The sequence below is a fragment of the Micromonospora lupini str. Lupac 08 genome (assembly GCF_000297395.2).
Classification (GTDB): domain Bacteria; phylum Actinomycetota; class Actinomycetes; order Mycobacteriales; family Micromonosporaceae; genus Micromonospora; species Micromonospora lupini.
The window spans coordinates 917,026-942,731 of record NZ_HF570108.1 but is presented as its reverse complement, the minus strand read 5'-3'; the positions used below and the strand labels follow the sequence as shown (position 1 = coordinate 942,731).

The following is a 25,706-nucleotide window of genomic DNA, read 5'->3' as shown; positions in this document are numbered from 1 at the left end:
CGATCGCGATCAGCTCGTGGTGTCGCGCAGCGGCTTGCCCTCGCGCATGTCGGCGAGGATGTCGCGCATCTCCCCGTCGCCCAGCGAGTGCTTGTCGTGCTGCGCCTCGACCAGCTCGTAGAGGGTGGTCTGCACCCGGCTGACACCCGGCACGTCGGCGAGCACCGACTGGCCGCGCTCGCCGGCGGACTCGATCGTCAGGGTGCCGCAGCCGAGCAGCCGCTCGAAGAAGTGCTGGTTCATCGAGTGGTCGTTGATCCGGGTGAGCGGGAGGTCCCGCCGGTCCCGGGAGAAGACGCCCTGCTGGAGCAGCACGCGCTCGTTGGTGAACAGGTAGTGGGTGGTACGCCAGACCAGGAACGGCCACAGACCGAGCCAGAGGACCGCGACCAGGCCGATCACGCCGATCACGGCCAGCGCGATCGAACCACCGCTGCTCTCGGGCAGCAGGAGTACGCCGACCACCACCGCGGCGATGGCCAGCACCAGCACCGCGATCGGCCGGATCAGCGCCTTCCAGTGCGGGTGCAGGTGCAGCACGACGTGCTCGTCCTTCGTGAGCACGTCTTCGGGAAACGCCACGACTACCTCCAACGCCATTTACTTGACGCGCAGACCGTAAACCCCCCAAGCCCACCACGACATCCACCACGCGGCCCCACCCGCTGTCCGTGATCTTGCACTTGCCGGGCGGTCAGCGCAGGTGCAGGACGTCGCCGGCGGCCAGGGCGCGTTCGCCGGTGGCGGTGGTGACCAGGAGTTGGCCGTCGGAGTCCACGCCGGTGGCGGTGCCCGTCAGCGACTCGCCGTTGGGAAGCAGGACGCGCACCTCCCGGCCGACAGTCGCGCAGGCCGCCAGGTAGGCGTCGCGCAGGCCGCTGGCCACCGCGTCCCCGCCTGCGGAACGCCAGCGGTCGTACCACTCGGCCAGGGACCGCAGCAGAGCCCGCAGCAGCGGATCCCGGTCGGTGGCCACCGCGCCGGCCAGTTGCAGGGAGGTGGCCGGCAGCCCGGTCGGGTTCACCGGCAACTCGTCGGCGCGCAGGGTCACGTTGAGGCCGATGCCGAGGACGATCGCAGGCGGTTGGGCCGGCGAGCGGCCGGGCACCGCCTCGGCCAGCACGCCGGCGCACTTGGCATCGCCGATGAGCAGGTCGTTGGGCCACTTGAGGGTGGCCTCCAACTCGGCCAACCGGGCCACCGCCTCGACCAACGCGACGCCGGCGAGCAGGGGCAGCCATCCGTACCCCGTGGGTGGCGCCGCCGGCCAGTCGCGGTCCGGCACGGCCTCGCCGGGCCGCAGCAGCACGCTCGTGGTGATTCCCGCCCGCGGCGGTGACTGCCAGACCCGACCGCGCCGGCCACGGCCGGCGCTCTGCCGCTCGGCGACGACGACCAGGCCCTCCGGCTCGCCCGCCGCGGCGGCCTCCGCCACGTCCGCGTTTGTGGAGCCGGTCTCGGCGTACAGCTCCAGGCGGGCCCACGGTCCGTTCGGCGCGACAAGCGCACGCCGCAGCCGGGCCGCCGACAGCGGCGGTCGGTCCAGATTCGTGTACGGGGAGCCCGGCATCCCGTCAGCCTACGGCGGTGACCGAGGGAGGTACTGAGGCGTACTGCACAGCAGCGCCGACCTGAACCATCGTTATATTCCCAGGGTGACTACCGAGACCGGGACCAACATCCACAGCACCGCGGGCAAGCTGGCGGACCTGGAGCGCCGGGTCGACGAGGCGGTGCACGCCGGGTCGGCGCGTGCGGTCGAGAAGCAGCACGCGCGGGGCAAGAAGACCGCCCGCGAGCGGATCGAGATGCTGCTCGACGAGGGCTCCTTCGTCGAGCTGGACGAGCTGGCCCGGCACCGGTCCACGGCCTTCGGGCTGGAGCGCAACCGCCCGTACGGCGACGGCGTGGTGACCGGCTACGGCACTGTCGACGGCCGGCAGGTGTGCGTGTTCGCCCAGGACTTCACGGTCTTCGGTGGCTCGCTGGGCGAGGTCTTCGGCGAGAAGATCGTCAAGGTGATGGACCTCGCCATGAAGATCGGCTGCCCGGTGGTCGGCATCAACGACTCCGGCGGCGCCCGCATCCAGGAGGGCGTGGTGTCGCTCGGCCTGTACGGGGAGATCTTCTTCCGCAACGTGCGGGCGTCCGGGGTCATCCCGCAGATCTCGCTGGTGATGGGCCCCTGCGCCGGCGGCGCGGTCTACTCCCCGGCGGTCACCGACTTCACCGTGATGGTCGACCAGACCTCGCACATGTTCATCACCGGCCCCGACGTGATCAAGACGGTGACCGGCGAGGACGTCGGCATGGAGGAGCTGGGCGGGGCCCGCACGCACAACACGCGCAGCGGCAACGCGCACTACCTCGCCACCGACGAGGACGACGCTGTCGACTACGTCAAGGCCCTGCTGTCGTACCTGCCGTCGAACAACCTCGACGAGCCTGTCGTCTTCGAGGCCCCCGCGGACCTGGCGATCACCGACGAGGACCGTGAGTTGGACACGCTCGTCCCGGACTCGGCGAACCAGCCGTACGACATCCACACGGTCATCGAGCACGTCCTCGACGACGGGGAGTTCCTGGAGGTCCAGCCGCTCTACGCGCAGAACATCGTGGTGGGCTACGGCCGGGTGGAGGGTCGACCGGTCGGCGTGGTCGCCAACCAGCCCATGCACTTCGCCGGCACGCTTGACATCGCCGCCTCCGAGAAGGCGGCCCGTTTCGTGCGCACCTGCGACGCGTTCAACATCCCGGTGCTGACCTTCGTGGACGTGCCCGGCTTCCTGCCCGGCACCGGCCAGGAGTGGGACGGCATCATCCGCCGGGGCGCGAAGCTCATCTACGCGTACGCCGAGGCGACCGTCCCGAAGGTCACCGTGATCACCCGCAAGGCGTACGGCGGGGCGTACGACGTGATGGGTTCCAAGCACCTCGGCGCGGACCTGAACTTCGCCTGGCCGACCGCCCAGATCGCCGTGATGGGCGCGCAGGGCGCGGTGAACATCCTCTACCGCTCCGAGCTGGCCGGCGCCGAGGACCCGGCCGCGGTCCGGGCCGAGAAGATCGCCGCGTACGAGGACACCCTGGCCAACCCGTACGTGGCGGCCGAACGCGGGTATGTGGACTCGGTGATCCCGCCGCACGAGACGCGCACCCAGATCGTCCGGGCGCTCCGCGTGCTGCGCACGAAGCGCGAGACCCTGCCGCCGAAGAAGCACGGCAACATCCCGCTCTGATCTCCTCGCTTGACCCGCGCGACGTCGGGAAAGTGCCGCCTCCCGACGCTGGGGGGCAGCACCGTCCCTGACGTTGCGCGGATCAGGAAGGGTCAGCAGGCCGGGTTGGCGGCGGGGCACAGTCGTCGAGCGGCCGTACGGCCCAGCGCCTCCAGATCCGCGTCGCCCAGGCCCAGGCCCGGGTCGGGCACCAGCACCGTTACCAGGTCGCCGACCCGGACCACGACTGTCATCGCGACCGGGCTGGAGCGCTGGAGCGTCCTTCCGGAGGCCGGGCCACGCGGGGCGAACGGCACGTGCCGCACCAGAACCGACTCGTCACCGGCGAAGCTGCTCGCCGCCGTCTCCCAGGCGTGCCTGCTCTCGTTCGGCGTCGTCTCGCCCGCGGCGACGACGTTCTCGACGACATGCCATTCGGGGCAGGCGTCGAGCAGTGCCCTCAGGTGCGTGAAGAGTCGCGCGCTCACCAGCGGATCGAGCCGGTACACGTCCTGGCTGAGTTCGACCCGGGCGGGTGCCCTGCCGTCCCTCGTCGGTGACAACAGGGTCTGCGACCGCGAGTAGCGGGAGTACGCGGGCACCGCCGGCACTCCACGGTCATCGCCGCACCTCTGCAACGTCGGATCCAGTCGGACGACCTCACCGAGGCCCGCGTCGCCGAGCTGCACGGCGTTCTTCACCGGCACCTCGGTGACAGCCAGCAGGGAGTCGAGTGGGATCTCCGCCCGGACGGGGCCGGCGTCGACAGGCACCCGCATGGCCGCCGTGGGCGGAGATTCCGGCCGGTCCTTCATGTAGTACGCCGGGCCCGTCACCGCCACGAGCACCGCGACCGCCGCCAACGAGGCAGTGCGACGCCTGCGCCTGCGGGCAGTCGCCCGGATCTCCTCCGGCTCCGGCCATGTCACGTCACGCAGGTCCCGATGGACCCGTTCGACGAATGCCAGGTCGTCGTCACGCATCCGTGGCCTCCTCCAGGTCAGAGACGGCGAGCAGGCCGGCGAGGGCCGTCCGCCCACGGGAGAGCCGGGCCTTGACCGTGCCCACCGGGGCGGCGGTCTCCCGCGCCACCTCGGCGACGGGCATCCCCATCAGGTAGTACAGGGCGATGGCGGTGCGCTGCTCCTCGGGCAGTCGACGCAGCGCGGCGACCACCGCGACCGTGTCGGTGCCCGGCCCCGGAACGGTCTCGGTCGCCCCGTGCCGCAGGTAGGCGCGCGCACGGCTGCGCAGACTGCGCCAGCGGCTCACCGCGATGCGGCTCGCCACCACCCGCACCCACGCCTCCGGGTCGTCGTACCCGCTGATCGTCGACCAGCGTTGCCAGGCCCGGATGTACGCCTCCTGCACCGCGTCCTGGGCCTCGACGCGATCGCCGGTGAGGGCGTAGACGAACCCGAGCAGCCGTTGTCGGCTCCCCCGGTAGAACTCGTCGAACCCGTCGACGTCCGGCACCCGCTACCTCCCCGTGTCGGTCGCAGGGAACACGCGCCGGGCGGGGCCGTCGGTTGCCCCGGTCAGGCGATCATCTTCTCCAGCTCGGCGAGCGGGAACGCGCCGGCCGCGATCCGTTCCCGGACCGCCCGGCGTACCGCCCGCTGCACTGCCACGTTTGCCGGTGTCGGTACGCCGTGCAGCCTCCCGAGCAGCGCGATCTCCCCGTTGAGGTGGTCGACCTCGGTCGAGCCGGCGCCCCGGGCGAGGCTCTGCCACGTGGAGCCGCCGGAGCGGTCCGCGCCGTCGACCGGACGCTGCTGGACCAGGTCGCCGCGTTCGGCCCTCTCCTCGTCCGGGGAGGTGTGCGGGATGCGCGCGGCGGCGAGCGTGGCGACGCCCTCGGCGCGTACCCGCTCGGCCAGCGCGTCCGGGATGTCCTGCCCGAGCAGCGCCTGGAGGCCGTTGCCGAGGTTGCTGAGCAGCTTGCCGTACTTCCAGCGCAGCACGTCCTCCCGTACCGGCGCGACGAAGCCGGCGGCGGTCAGGTCGGCCGCGATCGCCCGGTCGGTGTCGTCGGCGCCGCCCGGGTAGCGGCCGAGGTGGAGCATCCCGGGGTGCGGGTGCCCGTTGGCCACCACCACGCCCGGGTCCAGGTGGGTGGCGGGCAGCCAGACGCAGACCGCGTGCACGTCGGCGAAGAGCCGCAGGGCGGCCCGCTCGTTCGCCACCCCGTTCTGCGCGGTGAGCAGCGGCAGCCGCTCGCCGGCCGTGCCACCACCGGCGACCGGCGCGTCCACCCACGCCGCCAACGCGCCCTCGGTGTCCTGCGACTTGACGGTGAGCACCAGCACCGTGTCGGCCGGCAGCGGCAGGTCGCCCGGACCGTCCACGGCGGCGAGCCGGGCGGTCACGTCACCGTCGGGCTGCCGCAACGTCAGACCACGCTCCCGGATCGCGTCCAGGTGCGCGCCGCGCGCCACCACCGTCACGTCCCGGTCGGCCTGCTCCAGCCGTACGCCGATTGTTCCGCCGACCGCGCCCGCCCCGATGATCACGTATCGCATGGCCTCATTCTGCCCGCCCGCGCGGCCGGTGCCCGGGGCGGCGGCCGGTAGGCCCCGCGGCCGTACTCGGTCCGGCGCGGCCCGGCCGGGGTCAGAGCGCTGCCGGTGAGGTCAGAGCGTCAGGCCGGCGTCGGTGAGGATCGAGCCGGTGAGCAGGAGCGCGCCGGCGACCAGGGCGACCAGGTTGACCAGGGCGAAGAGGACCACCCAGAAGAACGCCGGGAACGGGGTCAGCCCGGCGAGCTGGTCGGCGTCGGAGGCCGGCATCCGGCCGCGCGAGCGCAGCCGTTGCAGCTCCACCACCGGTCGCACCCCGCCCAGCAGCAGGAACCACACCCCGGTGTACGCGAACGCGGCCTGCACCTGCGGCGTGGCGTACCACGAGACGGCGAGCACCACCGCTCCGGTGACCAGCAGCGACACCACGCCGAAGGCGTTGCGGATCATGACGAGCATGGCGAGCAGCAGCACCACCGCGACCCAGAGCAGCAGCGTGATCCGGTTGCCGCCGAGCAGCCAGGCGCCGCCCAACCCGACAAGCGGCGGGGCGACGTAGCCGGCGAGCAGCGTGAGGATCATGCCCGGCCCGGTGGGCCGACCGGCGGAGAGCGTCAGGCCGGAGGTGTCCGAGTGCAGCCGGATGCCGCGCAGCTTGCGACCGGTGAGCAGGGCGACAAGCGCGTGCCCGCCCTCGTGGGCGATGGTGATGGCGTTGCGGGCGATCCGCCACGGCAGCCGGGTGGACACCACCACCAGCGCGACCGCGGCGGTTATCAACACCAGCAGCGGGGGCGGGTCCGGCTGCGCGCCGAACAGCGTGTCCCACAGATCGCCCAGCCCGTCGATCGACATCATGGGGCGCGAGCCTACCGGCGGCGTTCCGTGTCGCTCCCGAGGCATCGGCTCGCGACGCGTGAGACTGAGCGGGGACTGAGGTGATGCAGATGAAACCGGTTCCCTTGGAACACCACATCGGCCCCTGGACCGAGGCCGACTACTTCGCTCTCGGTGAGACGCCGGACCGGATCGAACTGCTCGACGGGAGCCTGCTTCTGAGCCCGGTCCCGAGCAAGCGGCACCAGTTGGTGTCTCGGCGCCTGGCGGACCACGTCGAGCGTGCCGCAGGCGGCTTCGCGGTCTTTAGAGCGGTCAACGTAAGGCTCGGGGTTGACCGGATCGCCATCCCGGACGTGATCGTCGCCGATACCGACGACGAGGGCACGGTCGTGGAAGCCCCCGAGGTGACGCTCGTCTGCGAGATCGTCTCGCCGGGCAACGCGGCCGCCGACCGACTGGTCAAGATGCAGCTCTACGCCATCGCGCGGATCCCCTGGTACCTGCTGGTCGAGCAGGACGGCGACGATCACTCGCTGCGGCTGTTCCGGCTGGACGGCGAGCACTACGTCGAGGACCAGGTGGCCAAGCCCGGCGAGACGCTGACGATGGTCGAACCCTTCCGCTGGCAGCTCGACCCGGCCACCCTGCGCTGACTGTTCCGGCTCCGGTCGCCGGGAGGAACGACGGCCGTCGATGAAACTTTCTTCAACAACTCTTGTGATCTAGGGCAGTTACCTCCAAAGATGGTCGTCAATAGACCGCGTCCCTGGAGGCACCTCATGGCCCGTACCAGATCATCGTTGCGCCGCGCGCTCGCGGCCGGCCTCACCGTCCTCGCCACCGCGGCGGCGACACTGGTCGCGACCGCCGGCCCGGCGGCGGCGGCCACCACGCCCGGCGTCGACATCTCCCACTACCAGGGCACCATCAACTGGACGAGCGTCCGCAACGCAGGCATCCAGTTCGCCTTCATCAAGGCGACCGAGGGCACAAGCGTCAAGGACTCCTCCTTCAACGCGAACTACGTCAACTCGTACAACGCCGGAGTCATCCGCGGCGCGTACCACTTCGCCCGGCCCAACATCTCCGCCGGCTCGACCCAGGCCAACTACCTGGCGTCCAACGGCGGCGCCTGGTCGGCCGACAGCCGCACCCTGCCGGCCGCACTGGACATCGAGGCGAACCCGTACAGCGGGGGCTACTGCTACGGGTTGAGCACCACGGGGATGCGCAACTGGGTGCAGGACTTCCTGAACACCTACCGCTCCCGCACCGGCCGGTACGCGGTCATCTACACCACCACGAGCTGGTGGAACCAGTGCACGGGCAGCTGGACCGGCCCGTGGGCCAACCACCCGCTCTGGCTGGCCCGCTGGTCGAGCACGCCGGGCGCCCTCCCGGCCGGCGCTCCGGTGTGGAGCTTCTGGCAGTACACCAGCAGCGGCGCCGTCTCCGGAATCAGCGGCAACGTGGACCGCAACTACTGGAACGGCGACCGCACCCGGCTGATCGCGTTGGCCAACAACACCTGATCGGGCGGTTGGCGGCAGCGGGATCGACGGTCACCACAACGGTCGACAATCGGTCCGGCTGCCGCCACGCCACCGCGTACGGGTCAGGCCCGCCGTCGGCTCATCACCGGCACCATCACCGGAGCATCCTCGCGGACCAGCGCGTCCCGCCGGCTGAGCCGCCGGACGCCCACCGCACCAACGGTGATGGCAACGACGCCCAACAGCGCGACGAGTACCGGAAGCCCAACGCTGATCAGCAGCAGTGCCACATCGCCGAGTGCGACGAGCATCCACAGTGCCAGCCGGGGCCGGGCGTTCCTGTATCGGTGACCCATGTCGCACCTCCCTCCGTCGTTGGAGATCAGATACCCCGAACGACGCAAGAACATGCGAATGGATCTCGCGGCGGTGCTCAGTTCCTGCGGTCGGGCACGAAGCCCTTGACGACCTGGTCGAAGTTGGCGAGGTTGGCCTGCCAGTCCTTCTCCGCGATCTCCCACCGGATGGCGAAACCCCGGTTGGTGGCGGTTACGAAGCCCCGGTTGCGCACGTGGATGCGGGTGTTGTCCCGGGTCTCCAGCCACTCCCAGTCGGCGCAGGTCCGGTACCAGTCGCAGGCCTTGATGCTGCCCACCAACTGGTAGTTGCTGACCAGATCCCGACGGGCAGGTTCGATCGCCTTCCAGTCGGCGACCGCGTCCTTCTTCGGGGTGGGGGTCCACTGGACCAGCATTATGCCGGGCCCGTTGGGCTGGTTGAAGACGACCGTGTCCGATCTGGTCTGACGGCCGCTCCAGCCGGGTGGAAGCGGAATGGAGAAGGTCGGCCCCCTGTACAGTTTCCAACCCGCCGGCAGCGCGTTCGGGTCGGCCGACGGCGTGGCCGAGGGCGTCGCGCTCGGTGCGCCCGTGGTGGGCGGCGGCGCGGCCGGAGCGGAGGACTGCGCCGGGGCCGATGACGCGGCCGCCCCGGTCGTCGGGGCGACCTGCGGCGTCTCGTTGTCGTCGCCCTTGGTCAGCATCGGCACGATCACCACGAGGCCGATCAGCAGCAGGGCCACCAGCGCCCCGATCAGCACGTTGCGGCGGGTGTTGTTCGGCTTCGTACCGTCGAATGCCGGCACCGCCGCGCGCCCGGCCGGACTCACCGGGGGCATCACCGACGTGGGCGTCGAGGGTTTGCGCTGCTCCGGCGTCACCGGCGGGCCGTCGACTGCCGTCGGCTCGTCGTCGGCCTCCGTCGTACCGTCGTCGGTGGTGTCCCCCTCGGACGGCACCACCGCGGTCGGGTCGGCCTCGGGCGCGGCCGGGCTGTCGATCTTCGCGGTCGGCTCGGCCGGCACCGCCGCCGTCGGGTCGGCGTCGGCCGGCACGACCTCCGTCGGCGTGGCGTCGACAGCGGGCGTCGCGGCAGCGGCGGCGACCGGCGGCGGGGTACGCGGCGCAGGCGGCGACACCGGACGGGCCGCGCTCTCCTCCGCCGGGCGCGGCGCCGGCACGAGCGGCGGTCGCGGCTCGCGCGGACCGTTCGGCCCCGGCCGGCGTACGCCGTCGAGCAGGGAGATCCCCCGTGCCCGCTTGCCTCCGGCACGGCGCAACAGCCGCTCGGCCACCTCGGCGGTGATCCGCTCCTTCGGGTCCTTCTGGAGCAGCCCGTTGAGCACCGGCTTCAGCGGGCCGGCGTTCTTCGGCGGCGGCATCGGCTCGGTCGCCAGCGCGGCAAGCGTGGCGATCGCGGACGGCCGCGCGTACGGCGACTTGCCCTCGACCGCCGCGTAGAGCGTCGCGCCCAGCGACCACAGGTCGGCCTCCGGACCGGCGGTGCCCTCCCGCGCCCGCTCCGGCGAGATGTACGCGGGCGAACCGAGCACCATGCCGGTGCGTGTGACATTCGGGTCACCCGGGATCGTGGCGAGACCGAAATCGGTCAACACCACCCGGCCGTCGTCGCCCAGCAGCACGTTGCCCGGCTTGACGTCGCGGTGCATGACGCCCGCCTTGTGGGCCGCGTTGAGAGCACCCAGCACGCCGAGGCCGATCTCAATGGTCTGGGCCACCGACACCGGCCCGTCCTCGGCGAGGGTGTCCTGCAACGACTTCGACGCCACGTACTCCATGACGATCCACGGATCGCCGTCGGTACGCAGCACGTCGAAGATGCGGACCACGTTTACGTGGTTGAGCCGGGCGATGGCCCGCGCCTCGCGCAGCGAACGCTCCCGCATCTCGCGGCGTTCCTCGTCGGTGAGGCCGGGCGGCGGCACCAACTCCTTGATGGCGACGTCGCGGTGCAACACCTCGTCGCGCGCCTTCCACACCCGACCCATGCCACCCTGGCCGAGCGGCGACAGAAGCCGGTATCGGTCAGCGACGAGTTGGGGAAGCGCGTTCGACATCGCTGAGACGGTACCCGGACCCGCCGACGCTCACACCGCCGGCACGCCACTGTGCGCTTCGGATGACGTCGGGCCGCGTACCCTGGCGGCATGTCTGCCGAAGAGCCGCTGTTCCGGGTCGTTCGCGGCGTACCCACCGCCGAGGAGTTGGCCGCTCTGGTCGGTGCGGTCATCGTGCGGTCCCGCCCGGCCGCCGCCCCCGCGCCGGCGACCACGTCCGCGTGGGCCCGCAGCGGCCGCCCGGCCGGTCGCGCCACCTGGCGTGCCTCCGGCCTTCCCCGCTGACCGATCCGCCACGCGGGGGCTGCCAGAGTGGCGTCCAGCCGTTAATCTCACTCAGGGAAACGGTGTCGTGACGGATAGGGAGGATCGATGATCCCCGAAGAGGACCAGCCGGCCCCCTGGCTGCACAGCTACGGCGGCATCGAGGCCGACATCCGCCAGCTCCGCGAGTTCGCCGACCGGCTCGCCGCCGAGGTCGAACGCAACTACGCGCCCCACCTGTCGTACATCGCCGACGACATGTCCGCGCAGGTGCCCAACCCCTGCGACGCGTTCGTCGAGCTGGTCACCTTCCTGCACGCCCACCACGAGACGCAGCAGGCCACAGCCGACATGGTGTACGCCGTCCGGGGCGCGACCGGCCACCTCGCCGCCGTCGCCGACCGGGTCGCCACCCAGTACTCCGACAGCGACGCCTTCTCCGCCGCCCGCGCCGTGGACGTCCAACGGGCCCTCGCCGACCCCGGGACCGTCCTGCCCGGCGGCCGGACCCCGACGCTTACCGACCCCACCGGCCCCGAGAGCCAGAGGCCGGTGGTCCTGCCATGATCGAACGAGGCAACGGCCGCACCGCCGGCCAGACCGCCTGGCACCTGATGGACGTCAACAGCATGTGGGCGTGCCTCCAGGACCACGACACGACCAACCACTGGAAACAGGTCGCCGGTTGGCGCAAGGTCTGTGACCTGGCCCAGATCCACCTCGGCCGACTCCAGGAGTACCGGCGCGGGCTCGCCGAAGCGTGGCCCCCGGAAACCAGCGCGGCCTCCGGCACGTACCTTGCCCAGCTCGACGACCTGATCGCCAAGGTGCGGCATACCCACGACGCCGCCGCGGCCAACTACACCGCGCTGTCCGCCGCCACCCAGGCCATCGGCACCACCCGCGCCGAGCTTCGCAAAATCCACGAGGAGTACGCGGCCAAGCTCCACCAGAAGCAGGCGTACGACGCGACGGCCGCCGACCCGAAAGCGATCATGGGCAACCGGGTCGTCGACCCACCGGTGACCGACGGCGAGCTGGAACGGCTGAATGTTCAGGCGCGGTCGATGATGTTCAACCTCAGCGGCGAACTCCAACAAGCCCAAGCCACTCTCCAAAAACCCCCGCCGCCGCCCCGACGAGCCGGGCACCAGCCGAACGATCCGGATACTTACGGCACCAGCGCTCAGGGTCCAGTCATTCCGCCCATCGTCGCTATACCGATGACACCGGCCACCGTTCCAACGAAGGCGGGAAACGTGCCCTCCGCTGGGCTTGCGCCTGTTCAGGCGCCGTCAGGGGTGGGCCCGGTGCTCGGTGGAACAAGTTCAACTTTGATGCCGGGCTCGACGAACCTCAACTTACCTGGGCCCGGAACTCCTCCGTTGGCACCACCTACAGCATCTACGGGCCTGACGCCCGGCATCCCGGTCGGGCCTGTCGGAGACCTGACTTCACGGCGCCCTTTAGGCACCAATCAGCAGATCGGAACCGAGAATCCTGCTCAACGCCCGACAACCCCGACCGCCGGTCGGCCCATGCCACCAGGAGGCCTCATTGGAGGCATACCAGGCATAGGCGCGGGTCAACCTAATTCAATCCAAAACTCGCCCCGCCGGGTCAACCCAGTCGGCGGCGTCATTGGCGGTGGCGGAGCGGGCACAGCGCCGAGCGGAGGCGCGGGTTCTCGACCTGGATCAGGCCGCGGCTCCCCGGCAACGTTTGGAATCTCACCAATGGGCGGCGGCCCGGGGATGACAACCTCCTCCGGAGCCCAGGCGGCCCCTCTTCGGCCCCACGACCGAAGGCAGGCAGACAACAACAGCACCTCCCGTTGGGATCCCGATCATCCGTGGGAGACCGATAAGGGGGTAGCGCCGGTGGTCCGCCCGCCAAACGATGACGGACCTATTGACCCAGGGCCAGCCATCGGGCTTAATCGGTAATGTCAGTTCTTGTTAAGGTCACAGCTACCGCGCTGATCTTGCTAATTGGACTTACGTCGGAACAATTTTCATGCTCCGTCATCACTACTCCAGCACAAGCCGATGTCGAGCCAATCCGAAGCGATCAGTGGCACCTCACATTCTTGAAGGTTGCCGAGGCGCAGATGATCAGCAAAGGTGACGGAATCGTTGTGGCGGTGCCCGACACTGGCGTCGACCCTCACCCCGACCTTAGTGAAAACCTGCTTGCAGGGATCGACACTGTCGCTGGGGGTTCAGGAGATGGCCGCAAAGACTCGAACAGTCACGGCACGAGCATGGCAGGACTAATCGCAGCAAGCGGTAGGGCTACAGGCGCACTCGGCATCGCCCCTAGATCCAAGATTCTCCCCATAATGGCCTCCACCTCCGACAATTTCGGGGAAGCAGACGATCTTGCTGCAGCTATCGAATACGCCATATCTAAGAATGTTCAAGTCATAAGCATCTCCAGTGGAGGAGCGTCGACACCCCGACTCGTCCGAGCAGTAGAGGCCGCAATCGCAGCGAATATCGTAATCGTGGCCGCCGCCGGGAATGTGCCAAATCAGCCTCTCTCATACCCAGCCAACGAGGAGGACGTGATCGCCGTGGGTGGCGTTGATCGTCTTGGACGACACGCTGCTTTCTCTGCAACCGGACCGCAAGTCGACGTGACGGCACCGGCGGTAGATATCTACAGCACCAGCTACGGCGGAAAGTATTCGAAGGGCACCGGCACTTCGAGCGCCACGGCGATCGTGGCTGGGGCTGCGGCGTTGATCAGGTCCAAGTACCCATACCTGCCTGCCCAGGAGGTGGCGCATCGGCTCACGGCCACCGCCATCGACAAGGGTCCGCCTGGTCGGGACGACGAGTACGGGTACGGCGTGATCGATCTCGTGGCGGCGCTGACTGCGGACGTACCCCCGTTGGGGTTTGAGTCCGTGAGCGCTCCGGCCGACGCTGGCCCGACCGCGCCGGCTGAGGCTCGGCCTGGCGGCGATGATGATGGCGCGCAAGTTCGCGGCCTGGTCACTCTCGCGGCGATCGCGGCCGTTGGTATCGGATGGGCGCTGGTGGCGCGGCGTCGGCGGCGCGGCGATGATCCGCCACCCCGGATCAGTCGCTGATCGACTCGAGTTCCTTGAAATAGGGGTGTCCGGGTGAGCGGGATACCGCGTTATCCAGGAAGTCGAGTCGATCAAGGGCGCGGGACCGTGCGGGGAGCGGCGCGGGCGGGTGGACCGGTGTGTCGGGTGGTGAGCCGGTAACGTCGGGCTGGTGTCTGATTCTCTGCCGCACCGCTTCGTGCTCGCCTCGGCCAGCCCTGCTCGTCGCAAGTCTCTCCAGGCCGCCGGCATCGAGCCGGAGGTGCTGGTCAGCGGGGTGGACGAATCCGTTGTGGTGACCGATCGGGCCGAGGACCTGTGTCTGGAGCTGGCTCGGCTCAAGGCCTTGGCGGTGCTGGCCCGGCTGAGTCCGGCCGCCAGCGCAAGCGAAGACACCGGGACCGGAAAAGCGGCCAGCACCGGGACCGGAAGTGCCGCCAGCACCGGGACCGGAAAAGCGGCCAGCACCGGGACCGGTCAGCGGACCCTGATCATCGGCTGCGACTCGGTGCTCGCGTTCGACGGGGAGATTCTCGGCAAGCCTGCGGATCCGGCGGACGCCACCCGGCGCTGGCTGCGGATGCGGGGGCGCAGCGGCGTGCTGCACAGCGGGCACTGTCTGATCGACGTTGCCGACGGGCGTCGGGCGGAGGCGGTCGCCTCGACGACCGTCCACTTTGCGGACATCAGCGACGACGAGATCGCCGCGTACGTCGCCACCGGTGAGCCGCTGGCGGTGGCCGGCGCGTTCACGATCGACGGGTTGGGTGGGCCGTTCGTGGAGCGGATCGAGGGCGACCCGGGGACCGTGGTCGGGTTGTCGATGCCGCTGCTGCGTCGGCTCCTCGCCGAACTGGGGCTGCAGATCACGGACCTGTGGACAACTGTCGCGCCGGGCGGCCAATCGGTCGAGCCGATCGGTAACGTCCGTTCATGACCACCAAGTCGATCCCGCTGACCGATGAGTTGCACGCCTACCTGGTAGCGCACGGCGCACCACCGGACGAGATCATCCGGGATCTGGCCGAGGAGACCAGGTCGGTGCTGCCGGAGCACGCCTCCATGCAGGTGGCGCCGGAGCAGGCCGCGTTCCTGACGTTTCTGACCCGGCTGCTGGACGTACGGCAGGCGGTCGAGGTCGGCACGTTCACCGGCCTGTCGGCGCTGGCCATCGCCCGGGGGTTGCCCGACGGCGGGCGCTTGACGTGCTTCGACATCTCGGAGGAGTTCACCGGCATCGCCCGGCGGTACTGGGCCCGTGCGGGCGTGCAGGACCGCATCGACCTGCGGATCGGCCCGGCCGGCGAGACGCTGCGGGAGTTGCCGCACGAGCGTCACCTGGACTTCGCGTTCATCGACGCGGACAAGACGGGATACCCGGTCTACTGGGCCGAGCTGGTGCCCCGGATGCGGCCGGGCGGGGTGATCGCCGTCGACAACGTGCTGCGCGGCGGGCGGGTGATCGCCCCGCGCGACGCGAACGACCGGGCGATCGCCGCCTTCAACGACGAGGTGCTCGCCGACGTGCGGGTCGACCCGGTGATGCTGCCGATCGCCGACGGCCTCACCCTCGCCCGGGTGCGTTGAACCTCGCCGCACACGGAGATCGGGGTGCCCCTCGCAACGAGGGACACCCCGATTCCGGGGAGGAGCCGAAACGTCAGCGGACGCTGCGGGCGAACTGACGAGCGGCCCAGAAGACCCCCAGCGCGGCGAGGACCGCGGTGATGGTGAGGCCCTGCCAGACCTTGTCGCTGCCCAGGTCACCGGCGAAGAGCGCCCGGGTGCCGTCGACAGCCCAGGAGAACGGGTTCCAGTCGGCGATGCCCTGCAACCAGCCCGGCGCGAAGGTCAGCGGGAGCAGGATTCCGGAGAGCAGCAGCACCGGCTGCGCCACGGTGTTCATCAGTGGGGCCAGCGCGTCCTCGCTCTTGACCTTGAGTGCGACGCCGTACGAGACGGCAGAGGTCATGAGCGCGATGAGGGCGAGCATGAGGTACGCGAGCAGCAGGTCGCCGATGAACACCCGCAGGTCGAACAGGAGCGCCAGCAGGGTGATGATGACGGCCTGCACGATGAGCGAGACCACGTCGCGCAGCGAGCGGCCGAGCAGCAGGGCGAGCCGGCTGATCGGGGTGACCCGGGACCGTTCGATGACGCCGGCGCGCAGCTCGGCGATCAGACCGAAGCCCTGGAACAGGCCGCCGAAGATGGCCAGCAGCACCAGCAGACCCGGTACGAAGATCTTGTAGGCGGCGGCCTGGGTGGGCGCGTTCAGGGCCGGCTTGAGCAGCGGGGCGAAGAGCAGCAGGTACATCACCGGCTGGAACACGCCGACGAAGACCCAGACCGGGTTGCGCAGCAGAAGCTGGATCTGCCGCTGGAAGATCAGCCACGTGTCACGGGCGAATTTCATGAGTCGTCTCTCCGGTGGTCAGGACTCGCGCAGCGAGCGGCCGGTCTTGGTGAGGAAGACGTCGTCCAGGCTGGGCCGGTGCAGCTCGATCGAGCGCAGCTCCAGCCCGGCGTGGTCGAGTCGGCGCAGCACCTGGGGAATGGCGGTGGCGCCCTCGTCGACGTAGAGGCGCAGACCGCCCTCGTCGGCGGTCTCCAGCTTGTTGACGTACGACTCGCCGTCGAGCGCCTGGGCGGCCTGCGGGGTGGCGGCCAGGTCGAGACCGACAAGCACGACGTCGCCGGAGATCTCCCGCTTGAGCTCCGCTGGGGTGCCCTCGGCGACGACCTCGCCGTTGTCCATGATCGCGATCCGGTCGCAGAGCGCGTCGGCCTCGTCGAGGTAGTGCGTGGTGATGAAGACGGTCATGCCGTCGCTGCGCAGTCGCCGGATCTCGTCCCACATGTGGGCGCGGCTCTGCGGGTCGAGGCCGGTGGTCGGCTCGTCCAGGAAGACGATCTTCGGCTCGTGGATGATGCCGAGCGCGATCTCGACGCGCCGACGCTGGCCGCCGGAGTAGGTCTTGCACTTGCGGTCGGCGTACTCGGTGAGCTGGAAGGCCTCCAGCGCGCGGACGGCGCGCTGCTGCGCGTCGGCCTTGCCGATGCCGTACATCCGGGCGTGCAGGACCAGTTCCTCGCGGGCGGTGGACTCGTCCCAGGTGCTGCCGCCCTGCGGGACGTAGCCGATGCGACGCCGCACCTCCGCCGGGTCCTTGCGCAGGTCGGCGCCGGCGATGGTGGCCTCGCCGCCGTCCGGCTCGATGAGCGTGGCGAGCATCCGCAGCGTGGTGGTCTTGCCGGCGCCGTTGGGGCCGAGGAAGCCGAAGATCTCACCCTCGGCGACCTGCAGGTTGACGCCCCGTACGGCGTCCACCGTCTTCGTCTCTCGACCCGCGCGGGAGCGGAACGACTTCCGCAGCCCCCTGGTCTCGATCATTTCTGCTCCTGGTCGGTCGGGCCGGTCGTGCCGGCCGTCGAGTGGGACGACGCCGGACGGCGCACTCCCCCGCTGTGCCGCCAGCAGGCTAACGCGATATAGCTTTTTTAGTCAACGTTGATTATTCCGACGTGGTCGGCCGGGGGACCTCGCGCCCGTCCTTCCACCCCGACCAACCGTCGACGTTCTCCAGCTCAGCAGGCAGGTACGACACTCCGGAGTCGATCCGCTCCGCGATCCGCTCGCACCAGCCCATCTCCGCCTCCGCCCGCGCCGCCCACAGCTCGAACATCCAACCCACGTGCACTGGCTTGCGGTTACGCACCCAGTCCGATTCCAGGGACGCGCGCATCGACTCGACGCCGGCGCGCAGCAGGTTGGCGCGGTTGCGCAGGGCCGCCGCGGCCTCGGCGCGGGGCATGGCGGGCAGGAAGGAGAAGGCCACCGCGAAGGGGTCGGAGGGTTCGCTGAGGTTCCACCAGAAGTTGCGCAGCAGCGTCTCGAACTCGTCCTCGCCCTTGGGGGTCACCTCGTAGGTGGTCCGGGCCGGACGGGCGCCGACCTGCTGGGTGGCGACCGCACGGAGCAGCCCCTCCTCGGTGAGCTTGCGCAGCGCGTGGTAGATCGAGCCGGGCTGCACGTTCGCCCACTTGTCGGCGCTCCAGCTCAACAGCTCGCGGCGCACGTCGTAGCCGTGCACGGGCTGCATCCACCGCACCAGGCCGAGAATCATCATCCGAGTCGCAGACACCACACAAGCGTAATAGCCAAGTTTGACTAACTTCAGTGCCGCAACCCACACTGAGCGATCGTTAGGGTCGGCGCGGGTGGCCGATACACTCCCGGTCAGTAACCTGCCGGGAGGAGCCACGAAGGTGCGCAAGGTACTCATCGCCAACCGCGGCGAGATCGCCGTCCGGGTCATCCGCGCCTGCCGTGACGCCGGCCTGGGCAGCGTCGCCGTGTACGCGGACTCCGACCGGCACGCCCTGCACGCGACGCTCGCGGACGAGGCGTACGCGCTCGGCGGGGACAGCGCGACCGAGACGTACCTGCGCATCGACAAGCTGCTCGACATCGCCGCCCGCGCCGACGCCGACGCCGTACACCCGGGTTATGGCTTCCTCAGTGAGAACGCCGACTTCGCCCAGGCGGTCATCGACGCCGGGCTGACCTGGATCGGCCCCACCCCGCAGGCGATCCGCGACCTGGGCGACAAGGTGACCGCCCGGCACATCGCCCAGCGCGCCGGCGCCCCGCTGGTCCCCGGCACCCCGGACCCGGTGGGCAGCCCGGACGAGGTGATGGCGTTCGCCGTCGACCACGGACTGCCGGTCGCCATCAAGGCCGCGTTCGGCGGTGGCGGGCGCGGCCTCAAGGTCGCCCGGACCATGGAGGAGATCCCCCAACTCTTCGAGTCGGCCACCCGCGAGGCGGTCGCGGCGTTCGGTCGGGGCGAGTGCTTCGTCGAGCGCTACCTGGACCAGCCCCGGCACGTCGAGGCGCAGGTCCTCGCCGACCAGCACGGCAACGTGATCGTGGTGGGCACCCGGGACTGCTCCCTGCAGCGCCGGCACCAGAAGCTCGTGGAGGAGGCGCCCGCGCCGTTCCTCACCGACGCCCAGCGTGCCCAGATCCACGACAGCGCCAAGGCGATCTGCCGGGAGGCCGGCTACCACGGCGCCGGCACTGTGGAGTACCTGGTCGGCAAGGACGGCACGATCTCCTTCCTGGAGGTCAACACCCGGCTCCAGGTCGAGCACCCGGTCACCGAGGAGACCGCCGGCATCGATCTGGTCCGCGAGCAGTTCCGGATCGCCGACGGCGAGAAGCTGCGGATCACCGAGGACCCGACGCCGCGCGGGCACGCCATCGAGTTCCGCATCAACGGCGAGGACCCGGGCCGCAACTTCCTTCCCGCGCCGGGCACCGTCACCACGCTGCGCCTGCCCACCGGCCCGGGCGTCCGGGTGGACACCGGCATCTCGGCCGGCGACGTGATCGGCGGCAACTTCGACTCGCTGCTGGCCAAGGTGATCATCGTCGGTGAGACGCGGACCGAGGCGTTGGAGCGCGCCCGCCGCGCGCTGGACGAGATGGTCGTCGACGGAATGGCCACCGCGCTGCCGTTCCACCGGCTGGTCGTGCGGGACGAGGCGTTCACCGCCGAACCGTTCACCGTGCACACCAGGTGGATCGAGACCGAGTTCCACAACACCGTGCCGCCGTTCGCCGCCGCCGCCGGCGGCGTCGAGGCGCCGGCCGAACGCGACACCGTCGTGGTCGAGGTGGGCGGCAAGCGCATCGAGGTCAGCCTCCCCGCCGGCTTCGGCGGGAGTACGACCACCGCGGCACCCGCCTCCCGCAAGCCGACCCGGCGCGGGGGCGGGGCCACGACGGGCGCACCTGTCGGCGGCGACGCGCTCACGTCTCCCATGCAGGGCACCATCGTCAAGATCGCGGTTGCCGAGGGCGACACGGTGGCGGAGGGCGACCTGGTGGTGGTGCTGGAGGCGATGAAGATGGAGCAGCCGCTGCACGCCCACAAGCCGGGTACGGTCAGCGGGCTCACCGCCGAGGTCGGTGCCGTGATCACCGCCGGGGCACCCATCTGCACCATCTCCTGACCTGCTTTGACCCGGGTCCTGCCACTTCGTCCTGCCTGCGAGGGCTCGGCGGGGGTGGTTTGCGGCACCGAGGCGGGCGGGGACGGCCGTGGCCGGGAATGATGGCCGGGTGCGGTTCCTTCACGGCGCGGCCCCCGCGCACGACCTGACCTATACCGACGTCTTCATGGCGCCGGCCCGCTCCGACCTCGGCTCCCGGCTGGACGTGGACCTGTCCACCGGTGACGGCACCGGCACCACCATCCCGCTTGTGGTGTCGAACATGACTGCGGTCGCCGGGCGGCGGATGGCCGAGACGGTGGCCCGGCGGGGTGCGATAGCCGTGATCCCGCAGGACATCCCGATCGAGGTCGTCGCGAACGTCGTCGCCTGGGTCAAGCAGCGCCACCTGGTCTACGACACACCCATCACCCTGGGCCCCACCGAGACCGTCGGCGACGCCATCCACCTGCTGCCGAAGCGGTCGCACGGCGCGGTGATCGTGGTCGACGAGGCCGGTCGGCCGGTGGGAGTGGTCACCGAGGCCGACACCCTGGGCGTGGACCGGTTCGCCCAACTGCGGCACGTGATGTCCACCGAGCTGCACACCGTTCCGGCGGACGCGGACCCGCGTACCGGCTTCGACCTGCTCTCCGCCGGCCGGCGACGGCTCGCCCCGGTGGTGGACGCCGACGGTCGGCTGGTCGGGGTGCTGACCCGGCAGGGCGCGCTACGGGCCACCCTCTACACGCCGGCCGTGGACGACCGGGGTCGGCTGCGCGTCGCGGCGGCGGTCGGGATCAACGGCGACGTCACAGGCAAGGCCGCCGCGCTGCTGGAGGCAGGTGTGGACACGCTTGTGGTGGACACCGCGCACGGCCACCAGGAGCGGATGATCTCGGCGTTGCGGGCGGTCCGCAAGCTGGACCCGGGCGTCCCGGTGGCGGCCGGCAACGTGGTCACCGCCGAGGGCGTACGTGACCTGGTCGAGGCGGGCGCCGACATCATCAAGGTGGGCGTCGGTCCGGGCGCGATGTGCACCACCCGGATGATGACCGGGGTGGGTCGGCCGCAGTTCTCCGCCGTGCTCGACTGCTCGACGGCGGCCCGGGAGTTGGGCCGGCACGTCTGGGCCGACGGCGGCGTTCGGCACCCCCGCGACGTGGCGCTCGCGCTCGCCGCCGGCGCGTCGAACGTGATGATCGGCTCCTGGTTCGCCGGCACCTACGAGTCCCCCGGCGACCTCTACACCGAGCCGGACGGTCGGCGGTACAAGGAGAGCTTCGGAATGGCGTCGGCGCGCGCGGTAAGCGCCCGTACCGCCGACGACAGCCCGTACGACCGGGCCCGCAAGGCGGTGTTCGAGGAGGGCATCTCCTCGGCACGGATGTATCTGGACCCCACCCGACCCGGCGTCGAGGACCTGATCGACGAGATCATCGCCGGCGTACGCAGCGCGTTCACCTACGCCGGCGCACGTGACCTGACGCAGTTCCACGAGCGGGCGATCGTCGGCGTGCAGAGCGCCGCCGGTTTCACCGAGGGAATGCCCCTGCCCACCAGCTGGTGATCCCGCGTCCCGCCAGTTGTACGGCTGCTCGCAGGTTGTCGGCGACTCTGCAAATTGCGTCCAAGGGGATTATCGAACGACAGGATTTCGATGTCGCTTATAGGACACCACAATTCCGCTATAGCACCATATTGATGAGATTCATGCCGGCCAGCCATCTCGATGGCTGGCATTGTGGAAAGCGCACTTGCCGCGCGTGATTGAACCGTGACAGGATGTGGCGGGCGCCCGAAACAATTCCTCGGCGAAGGTTGAGAAATCATGCGCGAAGCGTTTGCGGACCAAACGGACCCGGCATTTCTCCAGGAAGCGCTGAGTCAGATCAACAGTTACCGGGCGCAGCACGGGGCGCCGCCGCTCACTCTCGACCCGCAACTGGTGGAATATGCGAAGTCGCGGGCGGCGAAGATGTCCGCGGCCGGGCAGATCAGCCACGACGGTCTCGACCGCCAGCAGTACGGCGAGAATGCGGCCTGGCAGGCCACCTCCACCCCGGGGACGCCGGGAGCGGCGGCCGGCGCGACCTCCGACTGGTACAGCGAGGTCGACAATTTCAACTTCGCCAGCCCGGAGGGTCCCCACTCCGGGGTCGTCGGTCACTTCACCGCAACGGTGTGGAAAGGCAGCACCAAGGTGGGCATAGGGCGAGTCGCGGGTCAGGGCGCCGAGTACTACGAGACGTTCATTGTGGCGAACTTCTCCCCACCCGGGAACATGCGGGGAAGCTTCGCGACGAACGTGTCGCCGAAACAAGGCTGAATGCCATTCCCTCCAGGCGCGTGGATGCGCCTGGAGGGAATGCCTGGCCGCAAATCCGGGTCAGACTTTTCCCACCTCGCTGGATCGGACTGTCGACGTGGAATGGGCCACGTCGATCCCGGTGCCTTCAGCCGAGTAAGCCGGTCAGAGAACGCCTGTGATCGACACCGTGAAAGGCTGCGGGCGCGCGCTCTCAGGCCGACAGTCGGCGTAGCACGGCGCGGGCCGCCTCGCGGGGGTTGTCGCCTACGCGGTCCGGCAGCGCGCCGGCCAGCCAGAGGGTCGCGAAGCCGTGCGCGATCGACCAGGCGGCGAGCGCGTCCCGGTCGGTGTCGACCGGCCCACCGCCGCCGGACAGAGCGGCCACTCCGGAGCGGAGCGCGGCACCGGAGCGCTCCCGTGCGGCGAGCAACTCGGGGTCGTCGGCCCGGTACAGCTCGGGCCGGAACATCACCTCGAAGTACGCGCGGTGCGTGACGGCGAAGTCGACGTACGCGACACCGGCCTCCAGGAAGTCGTCGTGCGTGGCGATCAACGCCTGGGCCAGCAGGTCGAAGCCCTGAGCGGCGAGCGCGGTGAGCAGGCCCGCCTTGTCGCCGAAATGGTGTGTGGGCGCGGCGTGTGAGACGCCGGCACGACGGGCCAGGTCGCGCAGGCTCAGCGCGGCGGGCCCGACCTCCTCGATGGCCTCCAGGGCTGCGGCGAGCAGGGCGCGGCGCAGGTCGCCGTGGTGGTACGCGCGCGTCTCGGTCATGCCCGAACTCTATCTTGTCATTGACAAGATGCCATCGGATCTCGCAATCTTGTCACTGACAAGTTTCTTCGAGGAGGACTCCGATGGCACCCCTGATCGCCCTGATCGTCGGCACTGCGCTGGCCCGATTGGCCGGCCTGGCCGGTATCCCCGCCCTGGACGGCTGGCACCCCGCACTGCGGGTCGGGCTGGCGCTGCTGTTCGTGGTGACCGGCCTCGCGCACTTCGCCGGACAGCGCCGCGCCGGCCTGATCGCGATGGTCCCGCCGGGCCTGCCGCGACCGGACCTGCTGGTCACCCTCACCGGCGTGCTGGAGCTGGCAGGCGCGGTCGGGCTGCTCATCCCGGCGACCGCCCGACTGGCCGCCGCCGGGCTCGGCCTGCTCCTGCTCGCGATGTTCCCGGCCAACGTCTCGGCCGCCCGCCGGGGGCTGACCCTCGCCGGACGCGCGGTGACCCCGCTTCCGCAGCGCACGGTCCTGCAGATCGTGTTCGTGGCCACTGCTGCGGCTATTTCGTTTGGCCCCTGACTATCAGGGGGCTAACCTACGTTCCGTGGAACTCGTCACCCTTCAGGATGTGCCGCTCGGTCGACTGCTGGTGGTGGCCGGGCACCTCGTCGGGCAGCGGTGGAACCGCTACCTCGCCGAGGAGCACGGCCTCACCCAGGCCGGCATGATCACCCTGATGACGCTCGCCCGGCACGGCGAGCTGCCGCACCGTCAGGTCGCCGAGAAGGGTTTCGTCCGACCGGCGACCCTGACCGGCATCGTGGACACGCTCGAGCGCGACGGGCTGGTCGAACGGCAGCGCGACGACAACGACCGGCGCAGCATCCGACTCGCCATCACCCCCGCCGGGCGGGAGCGGGTGGCCGCACTCAGCGCCCTCATGCACACCGGACGTCCGCTCACCTCGGTCGACGCCGACCCGGCGAAGGCCCAGGTGATCCGGGAGTTCCTGCTCGAGGTCATCGGCAGCGGGGACGACCCGCGGATGACCGGACGACCCACCGACGCGAAGGAACCGTCGTGCTGATCCGACTGTTGCGCGGGCAACTGCGCGCCTACCAACGACCGCTGCTGGCGGTGGTGCTGCTCCAGTTCGTGGGCACCATGGCCTCGCTCTACCTGCCCAGCCTCAACGCGGACATCATCGACAAGGGCGTGGCCCGGGGCGACACCGGCTACATCGTGCACACCGGCGGCTGGATGCTGCTGGTCAGCCTGGTCCAGATCATCTGCTCGATCGCCGCCGTCTACCTCGGCGCCCGGACCGCGATGGGCTTCGGCCGGGACGTCCGCGCCCGGCTGTTCGCGCACGTCAACCGCTTCTCCGCCCGCGAGGTGGCCCGGTTCGGCGCACCGTCGCTCATCACCCGCAACACCAACGACGTACAACAGGTGCAGATGCTCGTGCTGATGAGCTGCACCATGCTGGTCGCCGCACCGATCATGAGCGTCGGCGGCGTGTTCATGGCGCTGCGCGAGGACATCGGGCTCTCGTGGCTGATGCTCGTCAGCGTTCCGGTGCTGGCGGTCGCGCTGAGCGCGATCATCCGGCGGATGGTGCCGGGCTTCCGGCTGATGCAGACCCGGATCGACACGGTCAACCGGGTGCTGCGCGAGCAGATCACCGGCATCCGGGTGGTCCGCGCGTTCGTCCGCGAGCCGTACGAGACGGACCGCTTCGGTGTCGCCAACGCGGACCTGACCGCCACCGCCCTGCGTACCGGACGGTTGTTGGCGTTGATCTTCCCGGTGGTCATGCTGGTGCTGAACGTGTCAAGCGTGGCGGTGCTCTGGTTCGGCGCGCAGCGGGTCGACTCGGGCGCGATCGAGATCGGCGCGCTCACCGCGTTCCTGCAGTACCTGATGCAGATCCTGATGGCCGTGATGATGGCCACCTTCATGCTGATGATGGTGCCCCGGGCCGCGGTCTGCGCCGAGCGGATCGTCGAGGTGCTCGACACCGACTCCTCGGTGGTCCCGGCCGCCACCCCGGTCCGCGACGTGCCCGTTCGGGCCGAGCTGGAGCTGCGCGGGGTGCGCTTCCAGTACCCGGGCGCCGTCGAGCCGGTGCTGCGCGACATCTCCTTCACGGCCACTCCCGGCACCACCACGGCGATCATCGGCAGCACCGGCGCGGGCAAGACGACACTGCTGTCGCTCATCCCCCGCCTGGTCGACGTCACCGGCGGCGCCGTGCTCGTCGACGGGGTGGACGTCCGTGAGTTGGAACCGGACGAGCTGTGGCGACGCATCGGCCTGGTGCCGCAGCGGCCGTACCTGTTCACCGGCACGGTCGCCAGCAACCTGCGCTACGGCAACCCGGACGCGACCGACGAGGAGCTGTGGGCGGCGCTGGAGATCGCCCAGGCCCGCGACTTCGTGGCGCAGATGCCCGGCGGCCTGGACGCGCCTATCGCCCAGGGCGGCAGCACCGTCTCCGGCGGACAGCGGCAACGCCTGGCCATCGCCCGGGCCCTGGTCCGGCAGCCGGAGATCTACCTCTTCGACGACTCGTTCTCCGCGCTGGACCTCGGCACCGACGCGCGGCTGCGGGCGGCGCTGCGTCCGGTCACCGCGCAGTCGGCGGTGGTGATCGTGGCCCAGCGGGTGTCCACGATCGTCGACGCCGACCAGATCATCGTGCTCGAGAACGGAGGGGTCGTCGGAGTGGGACGACACGCGGAGTTGTTGGAGACCTGCCCGACGTACGCCGAGATCGTGGCTTCCCAGCAGACGACGGAGGTGGCGGCATGAGCGAGCCCGACGAGTCGCGGACCGCGACCGTA

The 25,706-nt window shown here is 70.2% G+C and carries 27 protein-coding genes; 15 read left to right on the top strand and 12 right to left on the bottom strand.

Features of this window, described 5'->3' with window-relative positions; genetic code table 11:
- Nucleotides 1-9: 9 nt before the first annotated feature.
- Together MILUP08_RS05655 and MILUP08_RS05650 are read right to left on the bottom strand one after the other, a co-directional pair.
- Complete coding sequence (locus tag MILUP08_RS05655; RefSeq protein WP_007455608.1) at nt 10-582, bottom strand: PH domain-containing protein; 573 nt, start codon at nt 580-582, stop codon at nt 10-12.
- Between the two features lie 112 nt (nt 583-694).
- Nucleotides 695-1,570: a biotin--[acetyl-CoA-carboxylase] ligase gene (locus MILUP08_RS05650; protein WP_007455607.1), complete on the bottom strand. Its 876-nt coding sequence runs from the start codon at nt 1,568-1,570 to the stop codon at nt 695-697.
- Nucleotides 1,571-1,655: 85 nt separating this feature from the next.
- Here MILUP08_RS05650 and MILUP08_RS05645 point away from each other — a divergent pair, with 85 nt between their 5' ends.
- Nucleotides 1,656-3,239: an acyl-CoA carboxylase subunit beta gene (locus MILUP08_RS05645; RefSeq protein ID WP_007455606.1), complete on the top strand. Its 1,584-nt coding sequence runs from the start codon at nt 1,656-1,658 to the stop codon at nt 3,237-3,239.
- 92 nt (nt 3,240-3,331) lie between these two features.
- Here the strand turns inward: MILUP08_RS05645 and MILUP08_RS05640 are convergent, their stop codons facing one another.
- The 4 genes from MILUP08_RS05640 to MILUP08_RS05625 form a co-directional block, all read right to left on the bottom strand.
- On the bottom strand, nt 3,332-4,201 hold the full coding sequence (locus MILUP08_RS05640; protein WP_007455597.1) for a hypothetical protein: 870 nt from the start codon (nt 4,199-4,201) through the stop codon (nt 3,332-3,334).
- Nucleotides 4,194-4,694 (bottom strand): SigE family RNA polymerase sigma factor, encoded by a 501-nt coding sequence (locus tag MILUP08_RS05635; RefSeq protein ID WP_007455592.1) that lies wholly within the window; start codon nt 4,692-4,694, stop codon nt 4,194-4,196. Before MILUP08_RS05635 ends, MILUP08_RS05640 begins: the two co-directional genes overlap by 8 nt.
- A 62-nt stretch (nt 4,695-4,756) precedes the next feature.
- A complete protein-coding gene (locus tag MILUP08_RS05630; RefSeq protein WP_007455589.1) occupies nt 4,757-5,740 on the bottom strand; it encodes a ketopantoate reductase family protein in 984 nt (327 codons plus the stop codon).
- Between the two features lie 111 nt (nt 5,741-5,851).
- On the bottom strand, nt 5,852-6,595 hold the full coding sequence (locus tag MILUP08_RS05625; protein ID WP_007455587.1) for a M50 family metallopeptidase: 744 nt from the start codon (nt 6,593-6,595) through the stop codon (nt 5,852-5,854).
- 89 nt (nt 6,596-6,684) lie between these two features.
- On the opposite strand from MILUP08_RS05625, the gene MILUP08_RS05620 reads away from it, so the two are divergent.
- Nucleotides 6,685-7,230: a Uma2 family endonuclease gene (locus tag MILUP08_RS05620; RefSeq protein WP_007455586.1), complete on the top strand. Its 546-nt coding sequence runs from the start codon at nt 6,685-6,687 to the stop codon at nt 7,228-7,230.
- Between the two features lie 126 nt (nt 7,231-7,356).
- Nucleotides 7,357-8,109, top strand: coding sequence for a GH25 family lysozyme (locus tag MILUP08_RS05615; protein ID WP_007455584.1), 753 nt, complete (start codon nt 7,357-7,359; stop codon nt 8,107-8,109).
- Nucleotides 8,110-8,192: 83 nt separating this feature from the next.
- Here the strand turns inward: MILUP08_RS05615 and MILUP08_RS05610 are convergent, their stop codons facing one another.
- Nucleotides 8,193-8,426 (bottom strand): hypothetical protein, encoded by a 234-nt coding sequence (locus tag MILUP08_RS05610; protein ID WP_007455581.1) that lies wholly within the window; start codon nt 8,424-8,426, stop codon nt 8,193-8,195.
- Between the two features lie 77 nt (nt 8,427-8,503).
- The gene (locus tag MILUP08_RS05605) at nt 8,504-10,486 is read right to left on the bottom strand and encodes a serine/threonine-protein kinase (protein ID WP_007455579.1); all 1,983 of its coding nucleotides are present in this window, start codon (nt 10,484-10,486) and stop codon (nt 8,504-8,506) included.
- A 90-nt stretch (nt 10,487-10,576) separates the two neighbouring features.
- On the opposite strand from MILUP08_RS05605, the gene MILUP08_RS05600 reads away from it, so the two are divergent.
- The 6 genes from MILUP08_RS05600 (at nt 10,577) to MILUP08_RS05575 (ending at nt 15,413) form a co-directional block, all read left to right on the top strand.
- On the top strand, nt 10,577-10,771 hold the full coding sequence (locus MILUP08_RS05600; RefSeq protein WP_007455577.1) for an acyl-CoA carboxylase epsilon subunit: 195 nt from the start codon (nt 10,577-10,579) through the stop codon (nt 10,769-10,771).
- Between the two features lie 87 nt (nt 10,772-10,858).
- Nucleotides 10,859-11,317 (top strand): hypothetical protein, encoded by a 459-nt coding sequence (locus MILUP08_RS05595; protein ID WP_007455575.1) that lies wholly within the window; start codon nt 10,859-10,861, stop codon nt 11,315-11,317.
- Nucleotides 11,314-12,696 carry a hypothetical protein gene (locus tag MILUP08_RS34390; RefSeq protein WP_007455573.1) on the top strand — a complete coding sequence of 461 codons (1,383 nt, stop codon included), beginning with the start codon at nt 11,314-11,316 and terminating at the stop codon, nt 12,694-12,696. The genes MILUP08_RS05595 and MILUP08_RS34390 overlap by 4 nt, the downstream gene beginning before the upstream one ends.
- Nucleotides 12,696-13,847, top strand: coding sequence for a S8 family serine peptidase (locus MILUP08_RS05585; RefSeq protein ID WP_039905439.1), 1,152 nt, complete (start codon nt 12,696-12,698; stop codon nt 13,845-13,847). Before MILUP08_RS34390 ends, MILUP08_RS05585 begins: the two co-directional genes overlap by 1 nt.
- A 151-nt stretch (nt 13,848-13,998) precedes the next feature.
- The gene (locus tag MILUP08_RS05580; protein ID WP_007455567.1) at nt 13,999-14,763 is read left to right on the top strand and encodes a Maf family protein; all 765 of its coding nucleotides are present in this window, start codon (nt 13,999-14,001) and stop codon (nt 14,761-14,763) included.
- Nucleotides 14,760-15,413 (top strand): O-methyltransferase, encoded by a 654-nt coding sequence (locus MILUP08_RS05575; RefSeq protein WP_007455565.1) that lies wholly within the window; start codon nt 14,760-14,762, stop codon nt 15,411-15,413. The genes MILUP08_RS05580 and MILUP08_RS05575 overlap by 4 nt, the downstream gene beginning before the upstream one ends.
- A 73-nt stretch (nt 15,414-15,486) precedes the next feature.
- Here MILUP08_RS05575 and MILUP08_RS05570 read toward each other — a convergent pair whose 3' ends face one another.
- The 3 genes from MILUP08_RS05570 to MILUP08_RS05560 form a co-directional block, all read right to left on the bottom strand.
- Nucleotides 15,487-16,242, bottom strand: coding sequence for an ABC transporter permease (locus tag MILUP08_RS05570; RefSeq protein ID WP_007455563.1), 756 nt, complete (start codon nt 16,240-16,242; stop codon nt 15,487-15,489).
- Nucleotides 16,243-16,260: 18 nt separating this feature from the next.
- Entirely contained in the window at nt 16,261-17,220 is a 960-nt protein-coding gene (locus tag MILUP08_RS05565; RefSeq protein ID WP_007455561.1) for a daunorubicin resistance protein DrrA family ABC transporter ATP-binding protein, read from the bottom strand.
- A gap of 121 nt (nt 17,221-17,341) precedes the next feature.
- Nucleotides 17,342-17,956 carry a PadR family transcriptional regulator gene (locus MILUP08_RS05560; protein WP_039905434.1) on the bottom strand — a complete coding sequence of 205 codons (615 nt, stop codon included), beginning with the start codon at nt 17,954-17,956 and terminating at the stop codon, nt 17,342-17,344.
- A 139-nt stretch (nt 17,957-18,095) separates the two neighbouring features.
- Between MILUP08_RS05560 and MILUP08_RS05555 the strand changes: the two genes are divergently transcribed.
- From MILUP08_RS05555 to MILUP08_RS05545, 3 genes are all read left to right on the top strand, one after another.
- The gene (locus MILUP08_RS05555) at nt 18,096-19,847 is read left to right on the top strand and encodes an acetyl/propionyl/methylcrotonyl-CoA carboxylase subunit alpha (RefSeq protein ID WP_007455555.1); all 1,752 of its coding nucleotides are present in this window, start codon (nt 18,096-18,098) and stop codon (nt 19,845-19,847) included.
- 109 nt (nt 19,848-19,956) lie between these two features.
- Nucleotides 19,957-21,396, top strand: a complete 1,440-nt coding sequence (locus tag MILUP08_RS05550; RefSeq protein WP_039905431.1) for a GuaB1 family IMP dehydrogenase-related protein — start codon at nt 19,957-19,959, stop codon at nt 21,394-21,396.
- A 261-nt stretch (nt 21,397-21,657) separates the two neighbouring features.
- On the top strand, nt 21,658-22,155 hold the full coding sequence (locus MILUP08_RS05545) for a CAP family protein (RefSeq protein WP_007455549.1): 498 nt from the start codon (nt 21,658-21,660) through the stop codon (nt 22,153-22,155).
- A gap of 193 nt (nt 22,156-22,348) precedes the next feature.
- Here MILUP08_RS05545 and MILUP08_RS05540 read toward each other — a convergent pair whose 3' ends face one another.
- Nucleotides 22,349-22,909: a TetR/AcrR family transcriptional regulator gene (locus MILUP08_RS05540; protein ID WP_007455547.1), complete on the bottom strand. Its 561-nt coding sequence runs from the start codon at nt 22,907-22,909 to the stop codon at nt 22,349-22,351.
- Nucleotides 22,910-22,992: 83 nt separating this feature from the next.
- Here MILUP08_RS05540 and MILUP08_RS05535 point away from each other — a divergent pair, with 83 nt between their 5' ends.
- Genes MILUP08_RS05535 through MILUP08_RS05525 form a run of 3 tightly spaced genes read left to right on the top strand, consistent with a single transcriptional unit; the run spans nt 22,993 to nt 25,674 of the window.
- Complete coding sequence (locus MILUP08_RS05535; RefSeq protein WP_007455546.1) at nt 22,993-23,439, top strand: DoxX family protein; 447 nt, start codon at nt 22,993-22,995, stop codon at nt 23,437-23,439.
- Between the two features lie 25 nt (nt 23,440-23,464).
- Nucleotides 23,465-23,947, top strand: a complete 483-nt coding sequence (locus MILUP08_RS05530; RefSeq protein WP_007455544.1) for a MarR family winged helix-turn-helix transcriptional regulator — start codon at nt 23,465-23,467, stop codon at nt 23,945-23,947.
- Nucleotides 23,941-25,674 (top strand): ABC transporter ATP-binding protein, encoded by a 1,734-nt coding sequence (locus MILUP08_RS05525; RefSeq protein ID WP_007455542.1) that lies wholly within the window; start codon nt 23,941-23,943, stop codon nt 25,672-25,674. Before MILUP08_RS05530 ends, MILUP08_RS05525 begins: the two co-directional genes overlap by 7 nt.
- Nucleotides 25,675-25,706 lie beyond the last annotated feature (32 nt).

Excerpts from the sequence above, each read along its gene's own strand:
- MILUP08_RS05650 (WP_007455607.1), bottom strand. The coding sequence starts at position 1,570 with ATGCCGGGCTCCCCGTACACGAATCTGGACCGACCGCCGCTGTCGGCG.
- MILUP08_RS05640 (WP_007455597.1), bottom strand. The coding sequence starts at position 4,201 with ATGCGTGACGACGACCTGGCATTCGTCGAACGGGTCCATCGGGACCTG.
- MILUP08_RS05630 (WP_007455589.1), bottom strand. The coding sequence starts at position 5,740 with ATGCGATACGTGATCATCGGGGCGGGCGCGGTCGGCGGAACAATCGGC.
- MILUP08_RS05625 (WP_007455587.1), bottom strand. The coding sequence starts at position 6,595 with ATGATGTCGATCGACGGGCTGGGCGATCTGTGGGACACGCTGTTCGGC.
- MILUP08_RS05620 (WP_007455586.1), top strand. The coding sequence starts at position 6,685 with ATGAAACCGGTTCCCTTGGAACACCACATCGGCCCCTGGACCGAGGCC.
- MILUP08_RS05615 (WP_007455584.1), top strand. The coding sequence starts at position 7,357 with ATGGCCCGTACCAGATCATCGTTGCGCCGCGCGCTCGCGGCCGGCCTC.
- MILUP08_RS05610 (WP_007455581.1), bottom strand. The coding sequence starts at position 8,426 with ATGGGTCACCGATACAGGAACGCCCGGCCCCGGCTGGCACTGTGGATG.
- MILUP08_RS05605 (WP_007455579.1), bottom strand. The coding sequence starts at position 10,486 with ATGTCGAACGCGCTTCCCCAACTCGTCGCTGACCGATACCGGCTTCTG.
- MILUP08_RS05600 (WP_007455577.1), top strand. The coding sequence starts at position 10,577 with ATGTCTGCCGAAGAGCCGCTGTTCCGGGTCGTTCGCGGCGTACCCACC.
- MILUP08_RS05595 (WP_007455575.1), top strand. The coding sequence starts at position 10,859 with ATGATCCCCGAAGAGGACCAGCCGGCCCCCTGGCTGCACAGCTACGGC.
- MILUP08_RS34390 (WP_007455573.1), top strand. The coding sequence starts at position 11,314 with ATGATCGAACGAGGCAACGGCCGCACCGCCGGCCAGACCGCCTGGCAC.
- MILUP08_RS05585 (WP_039905439.1), top strand. The coding sequence starts at position 12,696 with ATGTCAGTTCTTGTTAAGGTCACAGCTACCGCGCTGATCTTGCTAATT.
- MILUP08_RS05575 (WP_007455565.1), top strand. The coding sequence starts at position 14,760 with ATGACCACCAAGTCGATCCCGCTGACCGATGAGTTGCACGCCTACCTG.
- MILUP08_RS05570 (WP_007455563.1), bottom strand. The coding sequence starts at position 16,242 with ATGAAATTCGCCCGTGACACGTGGCTGATCTTCCAGCGGCAGATCCAG.
- MILUP08_RS05565 (WP_007455561.1), bottom strand. The coding sequence starts at position 17,220 with ATGATCGAGACCAGGGGGCTGCGGAAGTCGTTCCGCTCCCGCGCGGGT.
- MILUP08_RS05560 (WP_039905434.1), bottom strand. The coding sequence starts at position 17,956 with ATGATGATTCTCGGCCTGGTGCGGTGGATGCAGCCCGTGCACGGCTAC.
- MILUP08_RS05545 (WP_007455549.1), top strand. The coding sequence starts at position 21,658 with ATGCGCGAAGCGTTTGCGGACCAAACGGACCCGGCATTTCTCCAGGAA.
- MILUP08_RS05540 (WP_007455547.1), bottom strand. The coding sequence starts at position 22,909 with ATGACCGAGACGCGCGCGTACCACCACGGCGACCTGCGCCGCGCCCTG.
- MILUP08_RS05535 (WP_007455546.1), top strand. The coding sequence starts at position 22,993 with ATGGCACCCCTGATCGCCCTGATCGTCGGCACTGCGCTGGCCCGATTG.